The 18,702-nt window shown below is 69.8% G+C and carries 13 protein-coding genes; 6 read left to right on the top strand and 7 right to left on the bottom strand.

The genetic code is table 11. The features are described from left to right. From ACFHYQ_RS27525 to ACFHYQ_RS27510, 4 genes are all read right to left on the bottom strand, one after another. Positions 1-512: DUF222 domain-containing protein (locus ACFHYQ_RS27525; RefSeq protein ID WP_394304055.1), on the bottom strand; the 512-nt coding region annotated here is incomplete at its 3' end. 1,142 nt (positions 513-1,654) lie between these two features. Beyond that, positions 1,655-4,942 (bottom strand): AfsR/SARP family transcriptional regulator, encoded by a 3,288-nt coding sequence (locus ACFHYQ_RS27520; RefSeq protein ID WP_394304054.1) that lies wholly within the window; start codon positions 4,940-4,942, stop codon positions 1,655-1,657. Positions 4,943-5,229: 287 nt separating this feature from the next. After that, positions 5,230-5,874 (bottom strand): GNAT family N-acetyltransferase, encoded by a 645-nt coding sequence (locus tag ACFHYQ_RS27515; RefSeq protein ID WP_394304053.1) that lies wholly within the window; start codon positions 5,872-5,874, stop codon positions 5,230-5,232. 149 nt (positions 5,875-6,023) lie between these two features. Continuing rightward, entirely contained in the window at positions 6,024-7,286 is a 1,263-nt protein-coding gene (locus ACFHYQ_RS27510; RefSeq protein WP_394304052.1) for a pyridoxal phosphate-dependent aminotransferase, read from the bottom strand. A 107-nt stretch (positions 7,287-7,393) separates the two neighbouring features. Here ACFHYQ_RS27510 and ACFHYQ_RS27505 point away from each other — a divergent pair, with 107 nt between their 5' ends. Next, entirely contained in the window at positions 7,394-8,356 is a 963-nt protein-coding gene (locus ACFHYQ_RS27505) for a LysR family transcriptional regulator (RefSeq protein ID WP_394304051.1), read from the top strand. A 17-nt stretch (positions 8,357-8,373) separates the two neighbouring features. Here the strand turns inward: ACFHYQ_RS27505 and ACFHYQ_RS27500 are convergent, their stop codons facing one another. Continuing rightward, positions 8,374-9,873 (bottom strand): serine/threonine-protein kinase, encoded by a 1,500-nt coding sequence (locus tag ACFHYQ_RS27500; RefSeq protein ID WP_394304050.1) that lies wholly within the window; start codon positions 9,871-9,873, stop codon positions 8,374-8,376. A gap of 303 nt (positions 9,874-10,176) precedes the next feature. Here ACFHYQ_RS27500 and ACFHYQ_RS27495 point away from each other — a divergent pair, with 303 nt between their 5' ends. Further along, the gene (locus ACFHYQ_RS27495; protein WP_394304049.1) at positions 10,177-11,076 is read left to right on the top strand and encodes a hypothetical protein; all 900 of its coding nucleotides are present in this window, start codon (positions 10,177-10,179) and stop codon (positions 11,074-11,076) included. A 14-nt stretch (positions 11,077-11,090) separates the two neighbouring features. Here ACFHYQ_RS27495 and ACFHYQ_RS27490 read toward each other — a convergent pair whose 3' ends face one another. Further along, positions 11,091-12,503 carry an LCP family protein gene (locus ACFHYQ_RS27490; protein WP_394304048.1) on the bottom strand — a complete coding sequence of 471 codons (1,413 nt, stop codon included), beginning with the start codon at positions 12,501-12,503 and terminating at the stop codon, positions 11,091-11,093. Positions 12,504-12,793: 290 nt separating this feature from the next. Between ACFHYQ_RS27490 and manA the strand changes: the two genes are divergently transcribed. The 3 genes from manA to ACFHYQ_RS27475 all read left to right on the top strand — a co-directional run bounded on the left by manA (position 12,794) and on the right by ACFHYQ_RS27475 (position 15,985). Then, on the top strand, positions 12,794-13,921 hold the full coding sequence (gene manA / locus ACFHYQ_RS27485) for a mannose-6-phosphate isomerase, class I (protein WP_394304047.1): 1,128 nt from the start codon (positions 12,794-12,796) through the stop codon (positions 13,919-13,921). Between the two features lie 201 nt (positions 13,922-14,122). Then, on the top strand, positions 14,123-15,112 hold the full coding sequence (locus ACFHYQ_RS27480; RefSeq protein WP_394304046.1) for a polysaccharide deacetylase family protein: 990 nt from the start codon (positions 14,123-14,125) through the stop codon (positions 15,110-15,112). A gap of 69 nt (positions 15,113-15,181) precedes the next feature. After that, positions 15,182-15,985 (top strand): CPBP family intramembrane glutamic endopeptidase, encoded by an 804-nt coding sequence (locus ACFHYQ_RS27475; protein ID WP_394304045.1) that lies wholly within the window; start codon positions 15,182-15,184, stop codon positions 15,983-15,985. 922 nt (positions 15,986-16,907) lie between these two features. Here ACFHYQ_RS27475 and ACFHYQ_RS27470 read toward each other — a convergent pair. Continuing rightward, the gene (locus ACFHYQ_RS27470) at positions 16,908-17,624 is read right to left on the bottom strand and encodes a maleylpyruvate isomerase family mycothiol-dependent enzyme (protein WP_394304044.1); all 717 of its coding nucleotides are present in this window, start codon (positions 17,622-17,624) and stop codon (positions 16,908-16,910) included. 97 nt (positions 17,625-17,721) lie between these two features. Here ACFHYQ_RS27470 and ACFHYQ_RS27465 point away from each other — a divergent pair, with 97 nt between their 5' ends. Next, on the top strand, positions 17,722-18,546 hold the full coding sequence (locus ACFHYQ_RS27465; RefSeq protein WP_394304043.1) for an aldo/keto reductase: 825 nt from the start codon (positions 17,722-17,724) through the stop codon (positions 18,544-18,546). Positions 18,547-18,702 lie beyond the last annotated feature (156 nt).

Raw genomic sequence — 18,702 nt, 5'->3', positions numbered from 1 at the left:
TCCCGCACCAGCAGGAACCGGGCGTCGTGGTCGGCGTCGGCCTCTTTGATCACCCCGTCGGGGTCGAGCACGGCCCGCAAATAGCGGCCCGCCTTGGCGATCTCCTCCGGCCCGGCCGCCTCGGCCAACTCCAGCAGAATCGTCTCGGCGTTGGCCGTGTCGGCATCGCTCAGCCCGGCGGTGGCCGCGCAGATCGCCGTCACCACCGCCTCGCTCAGGCTCCCGGCGGCGTACCCGGCCTTCACCTGCGGCAGGCGTTCCAACTCCATGCTCAGGCCCATCACCCGGTTGGCGACCCGCCGGCTCGTCCCGCACACCGACCGCAGCCAGGTCCTGGTCGAGGCATGCCCGCGCTCACGAGCGGCCCCGGCCGCGTGCACCCGCTGGGCACGCACCGCGATCGCCGCCTCCAGCCGATCCCGCGCGAAGATCAGCTCCTCCAGCTGGGTCAGACACTCCTCGGGCGCGTCCGGGACCGGGGTCAACGCCAGCGCCAGCGCGGACTCCCGCACCGCCGACACCAACGGCCACGACCCCGCCCCACTCCCGGCCGCCCCACTCCCGGCCGCCCCACTCCCGGCCGCCCCAGTCCCGGCCGACTCAGCCCCGGCCGACTCAGCCCCTTCCGGCTCAGCCCCAGCCTCCGCCGACTCAGTCTCGGCCGTCTCAGTCTCAGTCTTGGCCGTCTCAGTCTCAGTCTTGGCCGTCTCAGTCTCAGCTTCTTCGCCAGCGCCGTGGCGCTCCGTTCGACCGTCTTCCAGGGGAGCCGCCTGCTCGCCCTCAGCCGGGATCCGCAGCGCAGTGCCACCACTGCGGAGGAACGGGCCGTCAGGGCATACCTCGGCGGAGGAGGCGCCACCGGCAGACGCAGCATCCGCCACGCCGTCCGGAAGTGCGGTGTCCAGGGAGGAGCCAGGGGTGGCGGTAAGCCAGTCGGGCCACTCGGACCAGAGTGGAGAACGGATCGAATCGCGCGAGGAGCGGCCGTTGGCACGGGCTGTCGCCTCGGCCTTGACCTCGGCCCACCACTCCGGACCGAGCAACGGCGAAATCTGGGGGCGTGACAGGTCCGGATTGAGTAGCTTCGCGGGCTCCACCAGTCCCCCTTCCGATCACAATATTCGAACAGCTACACGAATTCTCTCATGCTGAAATCAGAGAAGGCAATGGCTCTCGCTAATAAATTGAAAAGAAGTATGAGAAATAAATGCCGAATGGTGGCAAATGCTTGTGATGTCGGAAATGAGTGATGGTCAGCTCAACACCCGGATTGCAACCCCTTGTTGATCGGATGTTGAACGGCTGGTCCCATGCTCTTGTCGAGCCCGGATCCGAGACTGGGGGTTTCGAGATCCGGGCTCGCTCAGGGAGTGTCTTGTCTGACACGACCTGAGTCCGGCCGGCCGCATGACGAGGCGGTCGGCGCCATCCGGCGCTCCGGTGAATCGGGCCCCCAAAAGCCGGGTGGTGGCCGGTGGCCGGCCGGACACCTGCTTGCTCCCACTGCCGTACAGCGCGCCGTACAGGGGCCGCCGTACAGGGCCGCCGCACAGGGGCCGGCGGCGCGATCGGCGGGGAGAAAAGCTCCAGAGGACGACAACGGGAGACGCCGAGGGGACACGCCGAAGGGAGACGAGGAGCAACTGGGAGGGTGTCAGGTCTGGATCTGGTCGAACTCCATGAGGAGCGCCCGGATGTCGTCGGCCTCCGGGGAGCCGAGCCTGCTGAAGATGTCGAGGGCCCTGGCCAGAGATTCCCCGCCGCGCCGGGTCTCCCCCATGCCGTGCAGGGCCTTCCCAAGCGAGGCCAGCGACTGGGCCTCGCCGTACGGGTGAGTGATCTCTCGACTGACCGTCAGCGCCTGCTCGGCGTGCCGCGCGGCCTCCGCGAACCGCCCGGCGGCGATGAAGGTCGCGGCGAGCCGGTAGCACACCCGCTGCTCCCATACCCGCTGCTTGCCGGCCCGGAAGAAGGCGAGGCACTCGGCGTGATGTGCGACGGCCTCGTTGAGACGGCCGACGGTCGACAGCACGATGCCCAGGTGATAGCGCGCCCTGGCGAGCCCCGCACCACTGCCGATCTCCGTGAACATGGCCAGCCCGCGCTCGGACACGGAGATCGCCTCGTCGACGTGCCCGAGGCCGAGGTGGTCGCGGGCCGAGTAGCTGAGCGCCAGGGCCTGCCCCGCCGGGTTGCCGGTCTCGCGGTAGACCTCGGTGGCCCGGTCGAACCATTCGAGGGCCTCAGTGTGGCGGCGCTGCCGCCCCGCGACGACGGCGAGCGCGTTGTACGTCTCACCGAGCACGATGCGGTCACCGGTCTCCCCGGCGAGGGTCCGGGCGATGAGGAAGTGCCGTTCAGCCTCGGCCAGTCGGTTGGCGCCGAAGAGCACCCGGCCCAGCACGTAGCGGCAGCGCAGTTCGGCCCGTCGGTCGCCGATCCGGGATGCGGCGGCGAGCACCGAGCCGGTGCGCTGCTCGAACTCCCGCTGGTTGGTTCCCGACTCCACCAGCGGTTCCATCGCCAGCAACAGGTTCGCCGCGGGGAGCAGATCCTCACTCAGGCCTTCATCCGGGTCTTCATCCGGGCCTTCATTCGGGACCTCGTTCAAGCACTCGTTCAGCGGTACCGACGACGCGGCGGCCTGGGCTATGGCGGCGAACATGTTCTCGGCCTCGACCGACAGCCAGGCCACCGACTCGTCCGTCGAGGTGAAGGAATGCCCCTGCGGATGGCCGGTCACGATGTTCGTCGGGATGTCCGTCGGGATGTCCGTCGCGATGCCCATTACGGGGCCCTCGACCAGGTTGTCGGCGATCGCGCTGCCCTCGTACGCGAGACGATGGGCCGATCCGGCCGAGGCGAGGTAGAACCCGAGCAGCCGTCGCATGGCGAGCGCACGGGCGGCCGGCGAGTCGGTGTCCTCGCAGCGGCGGCGGGCGAAGAGCTTCAGCAGGTCGTGGAAGCGGTAACGGCCCGCCGCCGGTGCCTCCAGCAGGCTCGCGTCGACGAGCGACTCCATCAGGTCCTCCGCCTCGGCCAGGCTGAGATCGAGGACGGCCGCCGCGGCCGGAACCGAGATGTCCGGCCCGGTGGACAGCGACAGCAGGCGGAACGCCCGGGCCTGTCGGGTTTCGAGCTGGCCATAGCCGAGGGAGAAGGTCGCGGAGACCGCGAGGTTGCCGATCTTCATCTCGTCGAGCCTGCGGCGCTCATCGGCCAGGCGTGGGACGAGCGAGGCGACTGTCCACGAGGGGCGGGCGGCGAGCCGGGCGGCCACGATGCGGACCGCCAGCGGCAGGAAGCCGCACGCGGCGACGACGTCCATGGCGGCGGCGTGCTCGGCGGCGACCCGCTCGGGCCCGGCGACCGCCGAGAACAGCGACAGCGCCTCTTCCGGCTCCATGACATCGAGGTCGATGAGCCGGGCGGCTGGCAGATCGGCCAGTTTTCCCCGGCTGGTGATGATCGCCGCGCAGCCGGCGGTTCCGGGCAGCAGCGGCTCGACCTGGTCCGCGTCGCGGGCGTTGTCGAGCAGTACGAGCATGCGCCGGTCGGCGAGCATGGACCGGAAGAGCGCGGATCGTTCGGCGAGGCCTTCGGGGATGACGTCGGCCGGGATGCCGAGGGCGCGCAGGAAGGCGCCGAGTGCGGTTTCCGGCTGCGTCGGCTCGGCGCCGTACCCGCGCAGGTCGGCATAGAGCTGGCCGTCCGGGAACAGGCCCTCGGCGAGGTGGGCCACGTGAACGGCGAGCGTGGTTTTGCCGACGCCGCCGATGCCGGACATCGCCGCGATCGGCATCACCTCGGCCGCGCCGGCCGCGCTGGCCGCATCGGCCGCGCGGGGAGCACTGGGAGCGACGCCCCGGGTGCCCTCGTCCGCTTGGCCCGGCCCGGGCGTCGTGCTCAGTCCGGGCGTCGTGCTCAGTCCGGGCGTCGTGCTCGGATCGGCGTCGGCGGCGCCGCCGAGCATCGCGAGCAGTCGCCGTACCGGCTCGGCCCGGCCGGTGAAGTCGGCGACGGCCGCCGGAAGCTGGGCGGGTTTGGGCATCTCGACGATCGGAATGTCGCGGTCGGCCTCGCTGCCGGGGGAGGCGGGCCGTACGGCATCGCGGGCCCGCGGCGGAGCGGGCGGGCCGGCGAGCGTGGGAGGGACGGCGAGCATGGGATCGGCGGCGAGGATGCGGCGGTGCAGCTCGGCCAGCTCGGCGCCGGGCTCGATGCCGAGCTCGTCGACGAGCGCCCGCCGGGTCTCGGCGAAGACTGACAGGGCCTCGGCCTGCCGCCCGCACCGGTAGTACGCCAGCATGAGCTGGGCGCGCAAGCGCTCCCGCAGCGGGTGCTCGGCGGTGAGCGAGATTAGCTCGGGGACGACCTCGGAATGCCGGCCGAGCTCCAGGTCGAGCGTCATCAGCGTCTCGACGGTGCCGATCCGCCGTTCGACGAGTCGGCCGCGCTGGTGTTCGGCGTACGGCCCGACCGCGCCGCCGAGGGGCTCCCCCGACCACAGGGCGAGCGCGTCGCGCAGGAGATCCGCCGCCTCCCCGATCCTGCCGTCCCGGCGGGCCGCCTCGGCCGCCGCGAAGGTCCGCTCGAAGACGCGGAGGTCGAGCCGGGCGGGATCGAGACGCAGCGCGTAGCCGCTGCCGACCGACCTGAGCACTTCGGGCGGGGTCCTGGGGGACCGTCCGGGTTCCAGCACTGTCCGCAGGCGGGACACGTACGTCCGCAGCGCGCCGAGCGCCCGCGGCGGCGCGTCCTCTCCCCAGACCTCGTCGATCATCTCGCCCGGGGTGGCCGTCCGTCCCTCCCGCAGCAGCAGTGTCGCGACGATGGAGCGTTGCAGCGGCGTCCCGAGGTCGATTTCGACGCCGTCACGCCAGGCCAGGACCGGTCCCAGTACGGCGAAGCGCAGGCCTTGCTCGGCGGCGTCACCAGGCATGTGCCCTTGTCTCCTGTTAGAAAGTTTTCCAATGAAATGATAGATCCCGCGACGCTTGTCCAATAGGCAGTGCCGAGCGCTCGTCTGTGCACTCGTCAGCTCTGTGCACTCGTCAGCACTTTGAAAGCGTGATCGCTTCGCCGCCTGTTGCTCCTGCTCCCCCCTCCTCGCCATGCCGGCGCGGCCCGTCCTACGGGGACGGACCGCGCCGGTTCCTTTCTCAGAGTGATCCGAATGTCGGTCGGAATACGTCCAGAAGCGTCCAGAAGTGTCTAGAAGGACGGGACCTAAGCTGCTTCCACGAGGCCCAGCCGCGCGCGCAGACGTTCGCGTACGGCGGGCCATTCATGGCTCAGGATCGAGTAGTACGCCGTATCTCGGACCGTGTTGTCGGCGCCTCGGCTGTCCGCTCGTCGCACACCGTCCAGGTGCGCGCCGAGGGCCTCGATGGCGGCCCGGGATCGCATGTTGCGTACATCTGCCTTGAGGGTGATCCGGTGAACCTGCCAGGTCTCGAAGGCGAGGAAGAGCATCAGGAACTTGCTCTCCCGGTTGACCCCGGTTCCCTGAGCCGACTTGGCCAGCCAGGTGTAACCGATGTCCGCCACGGACGGGACCTCGCCCACCACGCCTTTCGTCCCCGGTGGCCAGGGCATGGGGCCCTGCCAGTACTCCAGGTGCATCAGACGGGTGGCACCGACCACGCGGTCGGTGTGCAGCCACCGGATGGCGAAGGGCAGCGTACGGCCCTCCGCCTGCTCAGCCATGGCGGCCTCCACATAGGAGGCCATCTCTTCCCGGCATGCGGGAACGCGAGTGAAGGCGTAACTGGAACGGTCTTCACTCGACGCGGCGACGAGATCGTCCAGTGCCGCGAGGCTGAGCGGTTCCAGGCGCACGGAGCGCCCGGACAGGGTGACAAAAGCGGGCATGAGCAAATGATGAGGCCTGCGAAACCACGCTGGGTACGCTGACAGGAGACAACTTGTGGGGCTCCGGATCAACGCCAGGTAACGGGCGTAAAATCGCAGCTCAGAGGCCATGCGGAGCGGTGTTCTCCGGTGGGACTCAAGGTAAAGATTCAGCCAAAGATCCGCAGCCCCGCCAGGGCCTCTTCGAGGTGCCGGAGAGAGGCCGCGATCCAGGGCAACTCGAGCGGATCCTCCGCGTGGAGCGCCGCCGTGCGCTGTTCGTCGGACTCGCCGTAGAGCTGGCTGGTGGCGACCCGGACACGCGGCGCGTCCGGGGAGTCTCCGAAGGCCGTTCCCGGCAGTACGGCGACGCCATGCCGGTCGAGAAGCACCGCCGCGAGCTCGGCGGAACCAGTGAATCCCGCTATTCCGGGATAGAGGTAGAACCCTCCCTGGGGGTCGTCCAGGTGCGCCCCCGCCTTCGTGAAGTGTTCGGCGACCGCGCGGGCCACGATGCCGTGCAGTCGGCGACTGGCCGCGACCCGCCGGACGAGCTCCGCCGGCTCGTCGAAGGCGTAGGCGGCCGCGTGCTGCACGGGCGCGGCGGGACTCGACCAGATCTCGCTCGCCACCCCCAGCAGCCGCCCGTGCAGGTTCGATGCGTGCGGGTTCGATGCGTGCGGGGCCTCAGATAGGCCGGTCTCCGGCAGCCGGGCGACGCCGATCCGCCAGCCGCCCAGCGCCAGGCTCTTGCTCAGCCCGGTCGTGACGACGGTGCGCTCGGGAGCGATCTCGGCCGGACTGAGGAAGGTCGCCGCGGGGTCGTGCACGAGATCGCGGTAGATCTCGTCCGAGATGATGGTCAGGTCCAGTTCGCGGGCGAGCGCGGCGAGGCGTCGTACGGTCTCCGGCCTCGCCAGCCGGCCGGTCGGGTTGTCCGGCAGGGTGACCAGCAGCGACGTGACCGTCCTGCCCCGCGCCCTGGCCGCCGCGACCGCGGTCGAGACCCGTTCCGGATCGGGCACGCCCCCCTCCCCCGGGGGCGGCGGAATCATGATCGGGTGGACGCCGACGAGCCGCGCCTGGGCCGCGTAGCTGACCCAGCTCGGCCTGGACAGCACGACGTCCCCGCCGAGTGCGAGCAGGAGGCCGTAGAGCAGGGCCTTGCTGCCCGGACCGCCGACGATCAGGTCGGGGTGGGCCGCGATGCCGCGTCGCGACCAGTAACCCGCCGCCGCCTCGCGGAGTGCGACGGAGCCGGCGACCGGTCCGTACGCGTTGCCGCCCGCCGCCCGGGCGAGTGCGTCACGTAACGCGGGATGGACCGGCAGGCCGGCCTCCCCGAAGGCGAGGTTCACGATGCGCTGCCCGTGCCGTCGCCTTCTGTCGATCTCCTCATTTGCGGCCAGGGTGGCCGAGACGGGGACGTTCATCTACCTTCCTCCGAATCTGCGAATCTGTGGATGGATCGTTCCCAGAGTGATTGGGTGAAGGCGTAAGAACAAGCGAGGCTTTCCGAGGCCGGGATTAAGGAAAACCGTTGCTCGATATCCGCAGACTCGCTCTGATCTGCGAGTTCGCCAGGCGGGGCAGCATCGCCGCCACCGCGGAGGCGCTCGGTTACAGCGCCTCGGCAGTCTCGCAGCAGCTCGCCGTGCTCGAACGGGAGGCGGGAGCCGTACTGCTGGATCGGACCTCCCGCAGCGCCGAGCTGACCGACGCGGGCTGGCGCCTGGTCGAGCACGGCAGGCGCATCCTGTCGATGGTGGAGGCCGCCGAGTCCGACCTGTCCGCCCACGAGGGCACCCCGTCCGGGCGGGTGGTGGTGACGGCCTTCCCGACCGGGGCCGTGGCGTTCGCTCCCGCGCTCGTCCGGTTGCTGCACCGCCATCGGGAGCTCACGCTGCGGCTTCGGCAGAGCCGGGCCGGCCATGGCATCCGGGAGGTCGAGTCCGGCGAGACCGACATCGCGCTGATCGACGACTGGCAGGGGCGGCTGGGCGACATGGACGGCCACAGCGCCCTGGCGGCCGTCCCACTGCTGACGGATCCGATGGTGCTCGTCGTGCCGCGACGCCACCCGGTGGCCGACCCGGCGGTGCCCGTCGACCTGATGGCCCTGAAAGACGAGCCGTGGATGGTCACCCCGGAAGGCGAGCCCTCTCGCGAGGCCGTCGAGCGGCTGCTGGCCGGCGTCGGCGGCCCGCCGCCCGTCGCATGGGAGTTCGAAGGGCTGGGGACGATCCTCGGACTGGTCGGCAGGGGCATCGGCATCGCGGCGGTGCCCGCCCTCGCGCTGGCCGGTGGCACGCGTGGGATCGCCGTCAGGCGGCTTCCCGGCGAGCCGATCGAGCGTTACCTCTACGCGGTCGCCAGGAAGTCGGCGGTCCGGCGGCCGTCGGTCGCGGCGATGCTGCGCGCCCTGCGCACCGCCGCCCGCTACCTCGCCGCCGACCTCGGCCACCTGAACACGTCGTTCCCGACCGTTCGGGACGACCGATGATCAACTCGTGGGCGGTCTCAGCCGGTGGGCGGCTGGAACAGCGCGAAGACCCTGGTCAGGGTGGGGCGTAGGCGCTCCCAGTCGTCGGCGGTCGTCGTCCAGGTCAGCACGCTGGTCGTGGTCTCGGTCGAGATGACCCGTCTGGCCTGATGGTAGGCCGTGCCCCTGGCCAGGTGGCTCTCCGCCGACGCCTTGCGTCGCGTCCAGGTGAACTCCCAGTCGGCGGCCGTGCCGTACTTGCTGGAGATCGCCCTGAGCCGCAGCTTCCGGTAGTCCTTCGCGTCGAGGATCGCCTCGGCCTCGCGGAGCGTCCCCAGCGGGTCGGTGCCGCTCTGGGCGGTGACCTCGACCTCCAGCTGTGCCCGGCCCTCCGGGTCGAGCCACCGGGTGGAGAACTCCGCCTGCTCGATCGTCCAGGCTCGCGGTACGGCGGCCCGCCAGCCCGCCGTCGGCCGGTGCCACTTCAGCTTGAGCCGAGGGGCGGGGGATGCCCCGGCTGTCCGGGTGGGGGCGCCGGACGCGGTCGCCGGGATCCCCGGTGCGGGCGCCGAGGCGTTCGCCGCGAGCGGGATCCGGATGTCGGAGGCGCCGGGGTGCGGCCGCAGGACCGCCCAGCCGCCGACCGCTCCGGCGACCACGGCGGCCGCCGCGATCCCCGCCATCAGGCGGGTACGGCTCCCGCCTCTGGATGCCGGCGGCGGGGGAGCGGCCGGTTCGATCTCGGCGAGCAGCCGGTTCGCGGTCCGCGGATCGAGCCGCGTGCGGGGATCTCGCGCCAGCAGTCCGTTCACCACCGTGTTAAGGGCTTCGTCGGGTGACAGCTCGGCGGAGTCGGGGGTCGGCGGCCTTCCAGCGATCGCGAAGTGCAACGTGGCGCCCAATGCCCACAGGTCGGAGGCAGTGGTGAGGGCCGCGCTGTCCGCCCGCTCCGGGGCGAGGAACGCCTGCACCTCTCGTGTCGCGCTGACCGGCTCGCCGTGCGCGGGCCCCCGCCGGGCGTGGGATGCGGAGAAGGCGGCATCAGCGGCGAGCGCCCCGGTGCCGAAGTCGGCCAGCAGCACCCGTCCGTCGTGCCCGATGAGCACGTTCGACGGTCGTACGTCGCCGTGCCGTACGCCCGCGGCATGGGCGTGTGCCAGCGCGGCCAGGAGCTTGCGCGCGAGAGGTGCGGCGCGCTCGGGCGGGAGCGGGCCGTCGCTCGCGACGATGCCGTCGAGCGAGCGCGAGCGGACCAGTTCCATGATGATGTACGGCGTGCCGTCCTCCTCGGCCACGTCGTAGACAGCGGCGATGTTCGGATGGCGCAGCCGTTCGGCCTGGCGTGCCTCGCGGGCGACGCGCTGGGCGAGCCGCAGCCGCCGGGTCTCGCCGAGAGCCGGGGGCAGCAGCACCTGACGGACCGCGACCGGGCGATCCAGCAGGGTGTCGTGGCCCTCCCAGACGATGCCCATGCCGCCCTGCCCGAGTGCGCGCACCAGCCGATACCGCCTGACAATGAGCTGCCCCGCAGTACCCATCTCGCCTGCCTCTTGCGCCCGGGCGAATACCACTGAAAGCGGAGTCTTGCACAACTACCCGCCCAATGTGACCACTGGCCGCGCCCACGCCGCGGGAGATTCCCGTCAAGTCCGGTGGGAGGCAGTTGCCGGCCTCTTCTGGGCAGAGGAGTGGCTCACGTGATTCCAGTGATTCCTGTGGAATTTCCGGACAAGCGGTGTCGGATGGTGCTATGAACATCCGTTAACGGGTTTCCCAGTGCGGTGCGGTGCAGAGCGGTGCGGTGCAGAGCGGTGCGGTGCGGCGGGGAAGGCCCAAGCACGTTGAGCAAGAGGAAGGACCTCATGGCCGACCAGTTTCCCGAGGATCCCCTGGAGACCGGACAACTCGAGCACACCGGGCCTCTCGTGCGTCCGTACATCCAGGCCGATCCCCGGTACGGCACGGGCGCCGGCAGGTTCTGGTCCGACCGGCCGGATGAGATGCCGCCGCATTCCGGACCGGCCGCGGCGGACGTCACCTCGGACGGCGACCTGCTCCCCGCCGACTGGACCCGGGAGCACGGCCGGGACCGGGCCCCCGCCGAGCATGATGAATACGGAGAAGATGACGGAACCGCAGGTCACGACGATCATGACGAACGGGACGACCCGAAGGGGTTCCTCGGCGCGGGATGGCGCAGCCAGGGCGACCCCGAGGAGTTCGGGGAGCGACGGCGTGGCGGCGCGCTGCTCCGGGTGGCCGGCGTCGGCGTCGCGGTGGTGGCCGCGATCTGGGCGCTGAGCGCATGGGCCGGCGGCCCCTCCGAGAGTTGCACCGGCGACTGTACGGCGAAGGCCCCCGTGGCGTCCTCCCCCGCCGTCTCGGCCGAGCCGATCGACGAATCCGTACTGGACCCCGTTCCGACCGAGACCGCGACCCCGACGCGGACGCCCTCCCCGATCGTCCGCCTGCGCACGGCCCCGACGAGTGGGCCCGCTGTCACCCCCACCGCGAAGGCCACGCCCACCCGTCGTCCGCCCGTGTCACCGACGGCCTCGCACCCGGCCGTCATCGACCCCCAGTCTTCTGAGAAGACGACCGTGCCGTCCGACCCGTCCGTGCCGACCGTGCCGTCCGACCCGCCGTCGGCGATCGGTGAGGAGACGCCCGCCCCGGAGCCGCCCCCCACCCAGGAACCGGGGGACAGACGACGCGGCGGCCTGCTCGGCTGGCTGTTCTAGATCGTCTTCCGTGGTCAGGAGGCGGTGCAGCTGTCCTGGGTGGCGTCGAAGCCTTCCACGTCGTCCAGGGTCCTGGGGGTCTTCAGGCCACGCCAGTCGGCGCCGACGACGAGGACGATCGTCTGGGTCCGCGCTTTCCGCACCGGGAAGGCCTGCGACTTCTTCAGCTCACGAATCAGGCGGGAAGCCCGGGCCTCGCCGTTCGGGCTGTACTTGACGAACGTCCGCGGGTACGGCTTGGCCGCGGGCTCCACCTTGACGATGTGGTAGCCGCGCTGTTCGAGCTCGGCGGCGGCCTCGGTGGCGAGTCCCGGCCGGCCCGAGCCGTTCCGCACGATTATGTGGACCTGCGACTTGGGAATCTTCTGCTGGCCGCTCCTGACGTTCTTGCTGATCCGGTCGGCCGCGACCATCTTGAACAGGTTGTCGGCCTGGGGCCGTACCCACTCCACGCGGCCCCGTTGCGTGAGCGAGTAGCGCCAAGGGGTGGTGACGAACCGGATCTGCCCGGCGGTGAGGCCCTGAGCGCTGGTCAGCAGGTCCTTCATCACTCCCACGGTGAGCTCGGGATCGGTGGTGAGGGACTTGGTCGCCGCGTCGAGGAAGCCGAACAGCTTCGACGGGTTGGTCAGGGTCTCACCGCTCATCGCCTCCTTGACCATCGAGGCGAGGAACATCTGCTGCCGCTGGATGCGGCCGATGTCGGAGCCGTCGCCGAGGCTGTAGCGGGCCCGGACGTACCCGAGCGCCTGCTCGCCCTTGAGCACCTGCCGCCCCGCCGGGAGGTCGAGCTGTGCCTTGGTGTCGTGGATCGGCTGGGGGATGCAGACGGGGACGCCGCCCAGCGCGTTCACCATGGCCTTGAAGCCGGTGAAGTCGACCTTCACGAAGTGGTCGATGTGGATGTCGGTCAGGCGCTCGATGGTCAGCCAGGTGCACCCGATGCCGCCGTAGTTGAACGACTCGTTGATCATGCCGACGTGGGGTTGCTGGCCGGGGAGGTTACGCTTCGCCGGGCACGCCGGGAGTTCGACGAGTGAGTCGCGGGGGAAGCTGATCAGGACGGCGCCGTCCCGCTCAGGTGAGATGTGGGCGAGGATGATGGTGTCTGTACGCTCGCCGGGCATCCGGCCGTATTTGGCGTTCGCGCCATCCCGCTGGTCGGAGCCGACGATCAGGATGTTCATCGCCTTGCTGATCTTCACCGGGCGTGCCGATCCCAGTTCCTCCGTGGTCACCTCCTCGTGCTTCACGTTGGTGGTGAGCTTCACGGCGCCGCCCACGATGACGGTCGCGACGGCGGTCAGGACGCCCAGCGCCGCTGACAGGACCACCCACAGCCAGGCACGCCACCGGGGCGCGGCCCGGGGCGGCATCGGGAGATCCGCCTCCACCGGCCGCGCCGGACGGACATCGACGTGACCCACGTGTTGCTCCTGAGGGTTCGGACCTGGACGTTTACCCCTGGTCGAAGGTCAGTAGCGGCAAAAACCGGGCCAAGTGTAGCGATCTCTCCAGGATGTCGGGTTTGAAATGCCGGCAAGCGCTGTTCAAGCCCCGTCCAAGGAGTCTTGGGAAACGATCAGGGTCGCGGCGCGTGAACGAGGCGAAGCGGTGACACCCGAGATGGACGGAATGCCGGTGACCGGCACTTCATTGTTACGCTCGGACTCCCGGCAGACCTTCCCCTGTCAAGGGTCATCAGACGAGGACGCTCGTGGATCTGCTCAGCAATCCGATAAAGGACTACCCCTGGGGGTCCCGTACGGCCATCGCCGACCTGACCGGCCGGGTCGCCGACGGGCCGGAGGCGGAGATGTGGCTCGGCGCGCACCCGGCGAGCCCGTCGCTGCTGGTCCGCGACGGGTCGCCGGACCGCACGCTCACGGAGGCCGTCGCCGCCGACCCGGTGGGTATGCTCGGGCAGCCGGTCGCCGGCCGGTTCGGGGAACGCCTGCCGTACCTGATGAAGCTGATCGCGGTCGGCCGGCCGCTGTCGCTGCAGGTCCACCCCGACGCGGCGCAGGCGGCCGACGGCCACGCGCGGGGTGACGCGAACTACGCCGACCCGTGGCACAAGCCGGAGTTGGTCTGCGCACTCACGCCGTTCACCGGGCTGGCCGGCCTCCGGTCGGCCGACCAGGCGGCGAAGCTGATCGACCGGCTGCATGTGCGGGCGCTCCAGCCGGTCGTGGCGCGACTGGCCGACGGCGACCGCCTCGGCGCGCTGCGCGCGCTCCTGGAGTCGTCGGAGCCGAGGCGCGAGCTGGTCGAGTCGATCGTGTGGGCCGCCTCGGCCGTGCACCACCCCGAATACGCCCTGGTCGTACGGCTCGCGCGACGCTTTCCGGAGGACCCGGCCGTGCTTGCCCCGCTGCTGATGCACCGTCACGAACTGGCGCCGGGTGAGGCGATGTTCCTCGGCGCCGGGGTGCTGCACTGCTATCTCGACGGGTTCGCCGTCGAGATGATGGCGTGCTCGGACAACGTGCTGCGGGCCGGGCTCACCGGCAAGCCGATCGACGTGCCCGAGTTGCTGCGCATCACCGACCCCGACGCCCGGCCGTTGCCGGTGCCGCCCGTCTTGCGAGGTGGTGACGGCGTCTACTCGCCGCCGTGCCCGGACTTCCGGCTGCGGCGGATCGCCGTCTCCGGCGAGGGCGGGGTGCTGGAGGGAGAGCTGCCGAGGATCCTGCTGTGCTTCGAGGGCAGGGTACGTCTCGGCGCCGAGTCGGGGTCACAGGTCAAGCTGGGACCGGGCGAGTCGGTGTTCGTCCCCGCGTCGGACGGACCGGTCGAGCTGTCCGGCGAGGGCGTCGCGTTCTGCGCCGAACCCCAGCTGTAAGGGTCCGACGGGTGACGCGGCGCGTAAGGGTCTCGAAGATATACGGAGCGTGTTGTTTGTCCTACTGACTGTGAATCCTCCGGTTCTCGCGGGTAGGAGTGATCCATCGAACCGCGTGCCCATCGAGGGGGAGTCATGGGACGCTTCAGGATTGCCGGCATCGGCATGGCGTCTTTGAGCGTCATAGTGCTGTCCTCCTGCATGTCTGGGGGGAGCAAGCCGAAGCACGAAGACGCGCAGGCCCAGGCGGCCAAGGTGGCCGCCGAGGCGAAGACCCGCAAGGCCGAGGAACAGGCGGCCGCACGGGTGAAGGCCAACGAGCTGGGACAGATTCCCGTGCTCATGTACCACCGGGTGATGAAGAACCCGGCTCCCGGCGACGACCGCACACCTGAGCAGTTCCGCGCCGAGTTGGAACGCCTGGCGCGGGAGAACTATGTGCCGATCACGGCCGCCGAGTACGTGACCGGAAAGATCGACATCCCGGCCGGCAAGCATCCCGTCGTGCTGACCTTCGACGACGCCTCACCCGCGCAGCTCACGCTCGACGGGATGGGCAGGCCCGCGCCGGACTGCGCGATCGGCGTCCTGATGGACGTCGCCAAAAAGCATCCGGGTTTCCGCCCGGTGGCCACGATGTACGTCATCCGTGACCTCTTCGGCAAGACACGTAAGGAGGAGCAGATCCAGGTCCTGGAGTGGCTGAAGGACCACGGGTTCGACATCGGCAACCACACGCACGACCACGTGAACCTGCGCGGAAAGTCGCAGGAGGAGGTGGCCAAGCAGATCGTCTCCATGCACAACGAGGTCATCTCGTTGATCAAGACCCCGCCGATCACGTTGGCCCTGCCGTACGGCAACCAGCCGAAGAACAAGGAGTGGGCGCTGCACGGGACGTACAAGGGGGTCACCTACAACTACAAGGGCGAGTTCCTGGCGGGTTACACCCCGGCGCAGTCGCCGTTCACCAAGGACTTCGACCCGGCCGGCATCCCGCGCATCCGGTCGAAGGAGAAGGAGAAGAACACCGACTGCGCCAAGTTCTGCTCGGAAGCATGGCTCGACTGGCTCAAGGCGAACCCCAATGAGCGGTACACCTCGGACGGCAATCCCAAGACCGTGGCGTTCCCGAAGTTCAAGGCACCCTTCGTGTCCCCGGCCTTCTCGGCCCGCACACTACCGTACTGACGTCGCTCTACCGGCTGTGGGGGACGCGCGAATCGTCCGGGTTCGCCACCGCCGGTTAGCCTGCGGAACATGAACGAGGACGAGGCCGGCGCCAGGCCGGACGGCAGGGGGGTCGACCTGCGGGGGCTCACGCGACGGCTCATCGGGCCCGAGATCATCGCGGTGTTCGCGATCTCGCTCGGCGCCAGTGCGCTGCTGTCGCTGATCCGCCTGATCGGCGCGCTGACCGCACCCGAGCAGCTCGGCGGCCAGGACGCGGTGCTCGTCGGCTCCCTGGCGCCGGGTCGTCCCTGGCTGGACCTGACCCTGCACATCGCCGGGATCGCGATCAACGTGGCGCCGGTCGGGCTGGTCGCCTATCTGCTGGCCCGCTCGGGGGAGTCGATGCGGACGATCGGCGTCGACTTCCGCGAGCCAGGCCGCGACCTGCTGCGCGGGGCCGCCCTCGCGGCGTTGATCGGCGGCTCCGGCCTGGTGTTCTACCTGTTGGTGTTCCAGGCAGGGTTCAACCTCAACGTCGTGCCGGAGAGCCTGCCCGAAGTGTGGTGGCGGGTGCCGGTGCTGGTGGCGGAGGCCGCCCAGAACGGGGTGCTGGAGGAGGTCCTGGTCAGCGGATATCTGCTGCACCGTCTCGGGCAGCTCGGCTGGCGACCGTGGCGCTCTGTGATCGTGTCCGCGGTATTGCGCGGCTCCTATCACCTCTATCAGGGCTTCGGGGGATTCGTTGGCAACGTGGTGATGGGCCTGGTCTTCGGGCGCCTCTATCAGCGCTGGGGCCGGGCCATGCCGCTGGTCGCCGCCCACACGATCATCGACGTCGTCGCCTTCGTCGGGTACGGCATTCTGCGCGACCGAGTCTCCTGGCTCCCCTGACCGACCCCTCCCCCCCACCCCTCTTGTCGTGATCTTGCAAATGCTCGCATATATGTCTGTGACCAGGGAAAACACCTTCCGTGATCTTGCAGAAACTCGCATAGATGGCCGCTGGCCTGGGGAAACAATGTTCGTGATCTTGTATTTGGAGTCGGACTGCAAGATCACAAAAGGCGTTCGCGCAGGTCGACGGCGCAGCATGCGAGTTTCTGCAAGATCACAACAAGGGTTTTGCCTGGTCGGAGGGGTTTCTTGCGAGAAATCGCAAGATCACGGGTGGGGGGTGGTGGGGGGTAATGGCGCGCCTCGTTGATATGCGGCCGATCGCGGTGCATGGTTGACGTGCCGCCGCCAATCGCCTGGACGACTGGATGAGCGACACGTCCGAATCCCCCCGGCAAAGCACCGTCAAACCAGCCGAACCGGCCGAACCTTCGGCCGTCATCATCGGGGATTTTCGCGTTGATTCGCTTACTGGAGCGTTCTTCACATAGCACGTCGGTCCGGCCCGTGACCGTACGGCGGCAGGCCGCCACGCGAGCGCAGCGCGCACGCGGACCGATCACGCCACGCACCCGGCGGGGGCCTGCCACTCGGTCGAGATCCACGACTTCGCCGGGCATCCGTCCGGCCCGGCCCCGCTTGCGCCCGTGCCCGGCTCATCCTCGTCTCCCCGCCTGGCCCGGCCGTACGATTCATCGTCCGGCTCAGACCGTCGCGGTGGCAGGTGGCGGTCCGCGCGAGCCCGGTCGAGCCCTGCTGTTCGGCCCGTCGCCGTCGCCGTCGTCGACGACCATCGCACCCGCTCCGCCGTCCGCCGCGGCGGACCACCGCGGGGAGTTATTACCCGCGACCGCCGCGGCCGCGGCCGACCCTTAAGGCCCTTAAGGCCCTTGAGGCCCTTGAGAGCCGCTGAGGCGGGTCAGGCGAGACAGCGGAGTGTGCCGCGGATCCGGGGATCGAGCGGGTGCGCGGCCGGCAGCCGGCCGACCGTCGCCTCGACGAACTCCACCTCGGTCAGATCAGCCGTCAGGCCGTCGACGTGTGCCGTGATCCGATCCCCGTCCCGCTCGATCCGTGCCTTCGAGCCGTGCTCGTCGAGAGCGAACAGCCCGAAATCGACCCGCCAGGCGAGCCTCGCCGCCGCCTCGTCGTCCGCCACCGGGGCACCCACGTCGTCGGCATGCGTGGCGTACTCGGAGTCGTAGTGGAAGGACTGCAGACCCACAGGGTACGGCCCGACGGACGTCTGGAGCGACCCGCCCCGGCCCAGGTCGCGCATCCGCCTTCGGGTCTCGGCGTTCTTGCTCCGCCACTCGTCCAGCACCTGCTCGACCGGCAGGCTGTGGCGCTTGTGCACGCACCACTCGTTGAACGCGTCGAAGCCCGACCGCACCCCTTCGCGTTCGAGCATCTCGAAGAACCCGTCCATGTCCTCGTCGAGGCAGGCGTGGTTGTAGAGCTCCTCCCCGGCGAGATGGGCGAGTACGTCGCGCACCGTCCACCCCTCACACCTCGACGGCCGGTTCCAGCCCTCGTCGTCCAGTCCGGAGAAGAAGCGGTCGAGCCGCCTCGCCTCGGTGTCGAAGATGTCGAACGGCTCAAGCCGCGCCAGCACATCGGGTTCAGACGTCATCATGTCGTGAGCGGTACCCGATCCGCCTGGTTTCACTACCGCCACCGCCCGCCCCCGGTCCCGGTGTGAAGATCGGGAAGCGTTCGGGCAGCATGAGGGCATGAACACCATCACTCTCAACAACGGTGTCACCATGCCGCAACTCGGGTTCGGGTCGTGGCAGGTGCCCGACGACGAGGCCGAGCGGGCCGTGAGCGTCGCTCTCAAGGCCGGCTATCGCAGCATCGACACGGCCAAGCTCTACCGCAACGAGGAGGGCGTCGGCCGGGCCGTACGGGAGTCCGGCATTCCCCGAAACGAGCTGTTCGTCACCACCAAGCTGTGGAACCGCGACCATGGCCATGACAACGCGCTGCGGGCCTTCGACGCCAGTGTCGAGCGTCTCGGGCTCGACGTGGTGGACCTCTATCTGATCCACTGGCCGTGCCCGGCGCAGGGTAGGTACGTGGAAACGTGGAAGGCGCTGGAGAAGCTCTACGCCGACGGCCGGGTCCGGGCGATCGGGGTCTCCAACTTCACGGCCGAGACGCTGGACCGATTGCTCGCCGAGGCGGAGGTGGTCCCCGCCGTCAACCAGATCGAGCTGCATCCACAGTTCGGGCAGGCCGAGATGCGGGCGGTAAACGCCAAGCACGGCATCGTCACCGAGGCGTGGAGTCCGCTCGGCCAGGGTCAGGGCCTGCTCGACCTTCCGCTGCTCGCGGAGATCGGAGGCAGGTACGGCAGGAGCCCGGCCCAGGTGGTGCTCCGCTGGCATATCCAGCTCGGCCACGTGGTGATCCCCAAGTCGGTGACCCCCGCGAGGATCCGCGAGAACATCGAAGTCTTCGATTTCGCCCTCGACCAGGAGGAGATGGACGCGATCACCGCGCTGGACTCGGGCCGCCGCCTCGGCCCCGACCCGGCCAGGTTCAACCGGGCCTGATGGTCCGACACCTGGGCCCGGCAGGCGGCACTTCCCGCACAACGGGGGCTCAGGCCAGGACGACCTCGACCACCAGGTCGCGTGGGCGGACGCCGTCGCGGCGTCGGAGCCGTACGCGCGTGATTTGCGCTCGTCATCCGGGTGCGCGACCAGCGC

The organism is Sphaerimonospora cavernae, assembly GCF_042435035.1.
GTDB lineage: Bacteria > Actinomycetota > Actinomycetes > Streptosporangiales > Streptosporangiaceae > Sphaerimonospora > Sphaerimonospora cavernae.
Note: the sequence above shows the minus strand (reverse complement) of the source record. Positions and strands in the feature narration are given on the sequence as shown.

Bases quoted from the DNA above. Each gene is read 5' to 3' on its own strand.
- ACFHYQ_RS27520 (WP_394304054.1), bottom strand. From the start codon at position 4,942: ATGCCTGGTGACGCCGCCGAGCAAGGCCTGCGCTTCGCCGTACTGGGA.
- ACFHYQ_RS27515 (WP_394304053.1), bottom strand. From the start codon at position 5,874: ATGCCCGCTTTTGTCACCCTGTCCGGGCGCTCCGTGCGCCTGGAACCG.
- ACFHYQ_RS27510 (WP_394304052.1), bottom strand. From the start codon at position 7,286: ATGAACGTCCCCGTCTCGGCCACCCTGGCCGCAAATGAGGAGATCGAC.
- ACFHYQ_RS27500 (WP_394304050.1), bottom strand. From the start codon at position 9,873: ATGGGTACTGCGGGGCAGCTCATTGTCAGGCGGTATCGGCTGGTGCGC.
- ACFHYQ_RS27480 (WP_394304046.1), top strand. From the start codon at position 14,123: ATGTCTGGGGGGAGCAAGCCGAAGCACGAAGACGCGCAGGCCCAGGCG.
- ACFHYQ_RS27475 (WP_394304045.1), top strand. From the start codon at position 15,182: ATGAACGAGGACGAGGCCGGCGCCAGGCCGGACGGCAGGGGGGTCGAC.
- ACFHYQ_RS27470 (WP_394304044.1), bottom strand. From the start codon at position 17,624: ATGATGACGTCTGAACCCGATGTGCTGGCGCGGCTTGAGCCGTTCGAC.
- ACFHYQ_RS27465 (WP_394304043.1), top strand. From the start codon at position 17,722: ATGAACACCATCACTCTCAACAACGGTGTCACCATGCCGCAACTCGGG.